6 protein-coding genes and 1 pseudogene are annotated in these 7,598 nt (G+C 63.0%); 3 read left to right on the forward strand and 4 right to left on the reverse strand.

Annotated elements, in window-relative coordinates:
- Nucleotides 1-35: 35 nt before the first annotated feature.
- From mltB to JAO85_RS22430, 4 genes are read right to left on the reverse strand one after another with little or no spacing between them, the layout of a single operon-like run.
- Nucleotides 36-1,178 (reverse strand): lytic murein transglycosylase B, encoded by a 1,143-nt coding sequence (mltB, locus tag JAO85_RS22415; RefSeq protein WP_202789065.1) that lies wholly within the window; start codon nucleotides 1,176-1,178, stop codon nucleotides 36-38.
- A complete protein-coding gene (locus JAO85_RS22420; RefSeq protein ID WP_202789066.1) occupies nucleotides 1,175-3,283 on the reverse strand; it encodes a DUF3488 and transglutaminase-like domain-containing protein in 2,109 nt (702 codons plus the stop codon). The genes mltB and JAO85_RS22420 overlap by 4 nt, the downstream gene beginning before the upstream one ends.
- Nucleotides 3,280-4,341, reverse strand: coding sequence for a DUF58 domain-containing protein (locus JAO85_RS22425; RefSeq protein WP_202789067.1), 1,062 nt, complete (start codon nucleotides 4,339-4,341; stop codon nucleotides 3,280-3,282). The genes JAO85_RS22420 and JAO85_RS22425 overlap by 4 nt, the downstream gene beginning before the upstream one ends.
- A 34-nt stretch (nucleotides 4,342-4,375) precedes the next feature.
- Nucleotides 4,376-5,296, reverse strand: coding sequence for a MoxR family ATPase (locus tag JAO85_RS22430; protein WP_012839290.1), 921 nt, complete (start codon nucleotides 5,294-5,296; stop codon nucleotides 4,376-4,378).
- 36 nt (nucleotides 5,297-5,332) lie between these two features.
- Between JAO85_RS22430 and JAO85_RS22435 the strand changes: the two genes are divergently transcribed.
- From JAO85_RS22435 to JAO85_RS22445, 3 genes and pseudogenes are all read left to right on the forward strand, one after another.
- Nucleotides 5,333-6,292 carry a histone deacetylase family protein gene (locus JAO85_RS22435; RefSeq protein ID WP_034363027.1) on the forward strand — a complete coding sequence of 320 codons (960 nt, stop codon included), beginning with the start codon at nucleotides 5,333-5,335 and terminating at the stop codon, nucleotides 6,290-6,292.
- A gap of 21 nt (nucleotides 6,293-6,313) precedes the next feature.
- On the forward strand, nucleotides 6,314-7,090 hold the full coding sequence (locus JAO85_RS22440) for an enoyl-CoA hydratase (protein WP_039049184.1): 777 nt from the start codon (nucleotides 6,314-6,316) through the stop codon (nucleotides 7,088-7,090).
- 401 nt (nucleotides 7,091-7,491) lie between these two features.
- Nucleotides 7,492-7,598: pseudogene (locus JAO85_RS22445) on the forward strand (electron transfer flavoprotein subunit beta/FixA family protein); the annotation flags it as partial.

Raw genomic sequence — 7,598 nt, forward strand, 5'->3', positions numbered from 1 at the left:
CGCTTGTTGGAAAAAGCGCTGCAGCCCGAATTAATCTAGTTGCGTGTAGCAGAGGCGGTCTGGCTGGCCAGATAGGCTTCATGTACCTCGCGCCCCAGCTCGATCACCGACAGCGCATAGAACGCCGACCAGTTATAGCGCGTGATGGCGTAGAAGTTCTCGGTACCCGCGATGTACTCCGTGGGGCCGGAGCTGCCGTTTTTCAGCTCGATCAGTGCCAGCGGACGCTCATAGTTGTCGGCGCCCAGCACCCGCACTTCGCGTTCTGCCATCTGCGTGGCCGTGAACGTGGGGTTGATATCGGGTGCCAGCAGGGTTGCCAGATTCTCGCCCTGGGCGCGCATGTCCACGGTAAAGGCCGTGGGCAGGCCCGGCTTCCAGCCATGGCCGACGAAGTAGTTGGCGACCGAGCCGATGGCGTCGGTGGCGCTGTTGAACAGGTCTATGCGGCCGTCACCGTCAAAGTCGACCGCGTATTTGTCCCAACTGGTGGGCATGAACTGACCCAGGCCCATGGCGCCGGCATAGCTGCCGCGTAGCGCAAACGGGTCGCTGCCCGTGCGGCTGGCCGTGACCAGTACCTGCTCAAGCTCGCCACGGAAGTAGTCGGTGCGGGCCTGGGCGCGGGGGTGGGATTGCGGAAAGTCCAGTGCCAGCGTGGCCAGAGCATCCATCACGCGAAAGTTGCCCATGTTGCGGCCGTAAATGGTTTCCACGCCGATGATGCCGACGATGATCTCTGCGGGCACGCCGAACTGCTGCTCGGCACGCGCGAGCGCCTGGTGGTTGGCCTGCCAGAACTTCACGCCGGCGCGTATGCGCACGGGGTCGATAAAGCGGCTGCGGTATACCGTCCAGTTCTTCACAAAGGTCTTGCCGGCCGGCGTCATCAGGCGTGTGACCACGGGCAGGTTGCGCGCTTCGCTCAACTGCGCACGCACCCAGTCGACAGGCAGGTCGCGGCGGACTGCGATTTCTTCGGCCAGTTGCATGGCGTCGCCCCGACCGGCATAGGCCACGGCCGTGGCGGCTGCAGCCGTGGCTACGGCAGCCGGTGCTGCCTTGCGGACGGCTTTTTTGGCTGGTGCGGCGATGACGCTGGCAGTTAGCAGGCACAGGGCCAGAGTACTCAGTGTTTTAGCTTTGAGGTGCTTGCTGTTATTGAGGGTGATGATCATGTTTTATTTCTGGAGGGATAGGGCCAGCGTTGCTTCCGGATGGACAGCCAGCGTCGGCGCAAAGACTTCAATTCGGTGGCTTCGGTATTGGAGGATGGCGCATAGCGTAGCCTTTCCATGTCCAGCAGCCAGTCGGATATGGCCGCAGCCAGGGGCGCGGATGCAGATTCCTTGGCCCAGCTCTCCTGCACGCGGCGCGACAGGCTGCGCGTGGAGTCGCTGGCACCGCTCGCTATGCCTGCGCGCTGCAGCCGCAGTCTGGCAGCGTGCATGAGCTGGCTCCAGCCGTCGCGCTGCGGACGTGTGGCGCGGGCCCAGATCAGCCACAGCAGCGCCAGAGCGCTCAAGCTGCCCGCCAGCAGGCGCAGCAGATCCGTCCAGCCTGGCGATTCGAAGCCCAGGCTCTGCAGCAAATTGAGCTGACGGCTTTGCGTGTAGTTGATCACCCACTGGTTCCAGCGGTTGTTGACGGCCTCCCAGACGGCGCGCAGCTTCTCCAGAGTGCCGGTATCGACGAAGTTGCCAACGGCGCTGGCAAAGGCACCGGGGGGCGCACTCAGGCGCTGGAACTGGCCGACCCGGCTGGGTGCGACAGCGCCCGTGGGGTCCACACGGACCCAGCCCCGGCCGGCAATCCAGACCTCGGTCCAGGCATGGGCATCGCTGTTGCGCACGGTCCAGTAATTGTCCACGCTGTTGCGGTCGCCGCCCTGGTAGCCGGTCACGATGCGCGCGGGCACTCCCATGCTGCGCATGAGCACGGCAAAGGCTGAGGCGATGTGCTCGCAAAAGCCTTGCTTGCTGTCAAACCAGAAGTCATCGGCGGTGTGGTCGCTGTCGACCACGCCGGGCTCCAGTGTGTAGGTGTAGCCGCCGGTTTTCAGGCGCTGCAGGGCGGCGGCAATCAATCTGTCCGTATCCGCATCAGCGCCTGCTTGGGCGCGCAATTCGGCCTGCAAATGTTCGCCCAAAGCCCGTGTGCGCGGGTTGCTGCCGGCCGGCAGCTGCAGATAGCGTTTGAGCTCTGGAGTGAGCTGCAGCGGTCCGTGGCTGAAGTCGAGGTGGCTTTGGGCATCGACACGCAGCACATCGGTAATCGGGCGCCAGCTCAGCCACTGAAGGCTGGAGCTCATGCGCAGCCTGCCTACCGAGGCGCCCGGCGGAATCTGAGGCTCGGTCCTGACAACGTCCAGCAGCGTCAGCCAGCGGCGCTTGCTGGGTTCGATCAGCATCTGGTAGCGAATGGGTTCACCGCTCACGCGCAGCTGAGGCATGGCCATAGCGTCAAGCACAGGGTCGGCTTGCCAGTTGCGGCCATCGAACTGGCTGAGCACGGGGCCGCGAAAGTACAGGGTGTTGGCGGGCGGCTCCTGGCCCCCGGGAGTATCGAAGCGGATGCGCAGGGCCACGCTATCGTCGAGTGCCAGTGCGGCGACTTCGCCCACGCGCATGTTCTCGGACAGGCCCGAGCGGCCGGCCATATCGTCGGCGGGCACGCCCCACAGCGGTGCCATGCGCGGAAAGAACAGAAACAGCGACACCATCACGGGCGCGCCCCACAGCGCGAGCCAGCCCGCAGTGCGCAGAGCCTGTGTCAATGGAGGCTTGCCGGCCGTCATATGGGCGTTGACCAGGGCGGTGAGCAGGCCCATCAGCCCGAGCACCATGGCCATGGCTGTGGGCAGGGACTGCGAATAGAAAAAGTTGCTGAGCAGTACAAAAAAACCCAGAAAGAACACCACCATGGCATCGCGCCGCGCGCGCAGCTCCAGTGTCTTGAGCGCCAGCAGCATGACGACCAGGGTCACGCCGGCATCGCGGCCCACAATCGTTTTGTGCGTGGCCCAGGTTGCTCCAATGGCGATGGCCAGTACGCCAGCCAGCACCCAGCGGCCGGGCAGGGGGGCGCTGGTCAGTGCCAGGCGTGCGCGCCACAGCAACAGGGCTGCGGCAAAGGCGCTGGTCCACCAAGGTGTGTGCTGAACCTGAGGCAGCATGATCCAGGCGATGACGGCGAGCAGAAACAGCGTGTCCCGTGCATCGCGCGGCAGGGCAGTCAGGCGCTGCAGCCAGTTGCCGCCGGGGGAAGAGGCGGTTGCTTTCATGGACAGGCGGCCAATGCCTCGAGGCAGCGCGTGGTGTGCTGTACACCGCTGGCCGGTGCGATTTCCTGGCCTCCGGGCAGGCGCAGGCCCCAGGTGCGGCCTTGCTGCTGAGCCATCAGCACCCAGGCGGCAAGGCGCGACAACCGCGCCTCATGGTCGGCCAGGCCGGTATGGCGCGCATCGAGCCAGAGACGGTGATGGTGGGCCACGGGCCGGTCGCGGCTGACCAGTTGGTGGCTGCCTGCGGCAAAGGACTGAGCCGCTTTCTTCCACACCACCAGCTTGAGCGGGTCGCCAGTCTGATAGCTGCGCACGCCATCGAATTCTTCACCGTTGCGAACCTGGGCGCTGCTGCGGCCGCCGGCTTCGGGGCTGGCGGCTGGCAGCGGCGGGGCATGGGTTTCAGGTGCGGGATAGACCCAGACCAGGGTTTGGGGCCGCCACAGAGCCCAGACGCGGAATGCGCCCAGCGGGTAGCGCGTGAGTATGGAGATGGCGGGCAGCTCCTGCCGGCCGCGGCGCGTGGGCATGAAGCTCAGCTGCACGGAGGTGCTGCCCTGCTCGGGGATATCGACCCAGGTCCAGGCATCAGAGTGATCGGTGTTGTGCCGGGTCTTGTGCAATGCGAGGCCTATGCCCCAGCGGCGCGAGCGGCGGGCATTGTGCAGGCTGATATGCATGGGGCAGGGCGCATGGGCAAAGCAGCCGCCCGACGCGTTGCCTTGAGTACCTGCGCCGCTGAGGCTCAACTGCAGACCGCGCAGATTGCCATGGCCCACAACCATGCTGGCGGCCGCGCTGCCTGCCAGCAGGAACGTGAGCAGGTAGCCCAGGTTGAGCTGGTAGTTGATGGCAGCAATCAACAGCACGATCAGCGTGGCCAGCATGGCCCAGCCCGCGAGCGAGGGCAGGATGTAGACATTGCCCTGGGTCAGCGTGAGTTGGTCGCTGCGCGGCAGACGTGCAAACATCCACTCGCGCACCCTGGCGCGGGGTGAGAGCCGCTGGAAGATATTGGAAGTCTCTGGCTGCTCGCCCTTTGATGCCGAGCGCTTCATGCTATGAAATTCATGACGAAATACATCGGCAGCATCAAGATAGCGGTACGGCTTGCATCATGGCGCGCACCTGCTCCACGGCACCACGGCCTGCATGGCCCACGGGAACCAGACGGTGGGCAATCACCTGAGGAAGTATGGCTTGCACATCGTCGGGCGCCACATAGTCGCGGCCTTCCATCAGTGCGATGGTCTTGGCCGCACGCAGCAGCGCGATGCCTGCGCGTGGTGACAGGCCCTGGGCAAACCACTGGCCGTTGCGTGTGGCGGCAATCAGGTCCTGCACATAGTCGAGCAGGGCGTCGCTGGCATGCACGGCCAGTGCTGCAGCTTGCAGTTGCTGCAGCTGCTGCTGGGAGATGACGGGCAGCAGCGCATCGGCAGCGGCGCGGCGGCCGTTGCCCGCGAGCAGCTTGCGCTCGGCATCGCGCGAGGGATAGCCCAGGCTGATGCGCATGAGAAATCGGTCCAGCTGGCTTTCGGGCAACGGGAAGGTGCCCAACTGCTCCAGAGGGTTCTGGGTGGCAATCACAAAGAAGGGGGCGGGCAGGCTGTGGGTCTTGCCTTCGGTCGTGACCTGGCGCTCCTCCATGGCTTCGAGCAGCGCACTCTGGGTCTTGGGGCTGGCACGGTTGATTTCGTCGGCCAGCAATACCTGGGCAAACACCGGCCCGGGGTGGAACACAAAAGCCTCTTGGCCGCGATCGTAGATGGAGACCCCCGTGAGGTCGCTGGGCATGAGATCGGCGGTGAACTGCACACGTGAGAACTGCAGGCCGAAACTGCGTGCCAGCGCATGGGCCAGGGTGGTCTTGCCTACACCGGGAACGTCTTCGATCAGCAGGTGACCGCCTGCCAGCAAACAGGCGACACCGTCTCTGACCTGATCCGGCTTGCCCTCCATCACCGTGTTAAGCTGACTCAAAAGCGCATTAATTGTGTTCTGTGCATGCATGGCAGAAACATATCCTAAATAAGCGATAGCGGAGACATGACTGTGGGCAAGACAGGTTATTTCACCCACCGGGATTGCTGGTTGCACGAGATGGGGCCGGGCCACCCTGAATGCCCGGCGCGGCTGGACGCGATAGAAGACAGGCTGCTGGTCAGCGGCGTGGGCGATGCGCTGGAGCGCTGCAATGTGCCGCTGGCATCATTGGCCGAGATCGAGCTGGCGCATGACCCCATGCATATTGCCGCCCTGCAGGGCCTGACCGACCGGCTGGAGCAGGAGCTGGCAGCTGGCGGGCCCGAGTACAAGCAGCTCGACACCGATACCTCCATCAACCGTCACACCTTCAAGGCCGCACTGCGTGCTGCAGGGGCCACACTGGCTGCTACCGATGCCGTGCTGGCCGGAGAACTGGAAAATGCCTTTTGCAGCGTGCGCCCGCCTGGTCACCATGCCACGCGCAACCAGGCCATGGGTTTTTGCTTTTTCAACAATGTGGCCGTGGGCGTCAAGTATGCGCTGGAGCGCCACCATCTCAAGCGCGTGGCCGTGATCGACTTTGATGTACATCACGGCAACGGCACGGAAGACATCCTGGCCGGTGATCCGCGCGTGCTGATGTGCGGCATCTTTCAGCATCCCTTCTACCCGTTCAGCGGCGACAAGGACCCGGCCTCCAATATGCTCAACGTGCCCGTGGCTGCTTACACAAAAGGCATGGACATTCGAGAGATCATCGAGATGATGTGGATTCCGCGCCTCGAAGCATTCAAGCCCGAGATGATCTTCATCAGCGCCGGCTTTGATGCGCATCGCGAAGACGATATGGGCCAGCTCGGCATGACTGAAAACGACTTTGCCTGGATCACCACTCGCATCAAGGACATCGCACGGCGTTTTTCCAAGAGCCGCATTGTTTCCTGTCTCGAAGGCGGTTACGTAATGGATCCGCTGGCGCGCAGCGTGGAAGCACATCTGCGCGTATTGGCCGATATCTAGTCCGAAAGCAGGGTGACAGCAATGAGCGATTCCTTGGTGCAACTGAGTCAGGACGAGCGCGGCGTGGCACGCATCACGTTGAGCGACGCGCAGCGTTTCAACGCCTTGAGCAGTGAAATGCTCATGGCCCTGCAGTCGGCGCTGGATGCCGTGGCCGAGAATGAGCAGGCGCGGGTAGTGGTGCTGGCCGCCCAAGGCAAGGCCTTTTGCGCCGGGCATAACCTCAAGGACATGGCGGCCCATACGGAGCTGGCTTACTACCAGCAGCTGTTTGCCCAGTGCAGCCGCATGATGCTCTCGATTCAGAAGCTGCCTGTTCCCGTCATTGCAAGAGTACAGGGCATCGCAACAGCGGCAGGTTGCCAGTTGGTGGCGCAGTGTGATCTGGCCGTGGCCAGCAGCGAGGCTCGCTTTGCCACCAGCGGCATTCAATACGGCTTGTTCTGCTCCACGCCCAGCGTGCCCCTGGTGCGCAACATGCCGATCAAACAGTCCATGGAAATGCTGCTGACGGGGGAGTTCATCGATGCGCAGACGGCTCTGCACTACGGTCTGCTCAATCGCGTGGTTGAGCCGGAGCGACTCGATGCTGCCGTGGAAGAGCTGGTGTCTGCCATCGTGAGCAAGCCCCGGGTGGCCATCAGAATGGGCAAGGAGCTGGTCTATCGCCAGCGTGAAATGGGCCTGGAGTCGGCTTATCAGCTGGCGGGTCAGACCATGGCTACCAATATGCTGGATGCCGACGCGCAGGAAGGCGCTCAGGCTTTTGCGCAAAAGCGCAGGCCTCGCTGGCGCTAAACCCTGGATTTGCGCTCCCCGGCCTTCGTTGTTGGGCAGGCAGAGCTGCGTGGATGGCGTCGTTCGCAGCGCGGAGTCTTGTGTTTTCGGCCCGTCCATTTGAACGACGAGGCCGCTTTTCGGCAGTGTTACCGTGAGGCCTATCTGGATGCAGGCATGGCACTGATGGACTCAATTCCTAGGTTTTACCCTGATTTGACCCATCTGAGACCCATGATTTCGCAAGGCTTGTGCATAAAATTGAACGGTCGTTCTTTTTTATGCCATTCCACCTGCGAAGGCTGCTGCACAGATCTCCGGGCAGATTGTCCGGAAAATTGTGCAGAGAGTGTTGCGGTGCCGCATAAAATGAATCCAGTTTACGTAAACGTCAATGCAGTAATCATTAAGGAGCCGCAGCAATGAAGGTATTGGTCCCTGTCAAGCGCGTGGTGGACTACAACGTCAAGGTCCGCGTGAAGTCGGACGGCACGGGTGTGGACATCGCCAACGTCAAGATGAGCATGAA

This window comes from Comamonas sp. NyZ500 (assembly GCF_016772095.1).
Taxonomy (GTDB): Bacteria; Pseudomonadota; Gammaproteobacteria; order Burkholderiales; family Burkholderiaceae_C; genus Comamonas; species Comamonas thiooxydans.

Bases quoted from the DNA above. Each gene is read 5' to 3' on its own strand.
- JAO85_RS22440 (WP_039049184.1), top strand. From the start codon at position 6,314: ATGAGCGATTCCTTGGTGCAACTGAGTCAGGACGAGCGCGGCGTGGCA.
- JAO85_RS22430 (WP_012839290.1), bottom strand. From the start codon at position 5,296: ATGCATGCACAGAACACAATTAATGCGCTTTTGAGTCAGCTTAACACG.
- mltB (WP_202789065.1), bottom strand. From the start codon at position 1,178: ATGATCATCACCCTCAATAACAGCAAGCACCTCAAAGCTAAAACACTG.
- JAO85_RS22425 (WP_202789067.1), bottom strand. From the start codon at position 4,341: ATGAAGCGCTCGGCATCAAAGGGCGAGCAGCCAGAGACTTCCAATATC.
- JAO85_RS22435 (WP_034363027.1), top strand. From the start codon at position 5,333: ATGACTGTGGGCAAGACAGGTTATTTCACCCACCGGGATTGCTGGTTG.
- JAO85_RS22420 (WP_202789066.1), bottom strand. From the start codon at position 3,283: ATGAAAGCAACCGCCTCTTCCCCCGGCGGCAACTGGCTGCAGCGCCTG.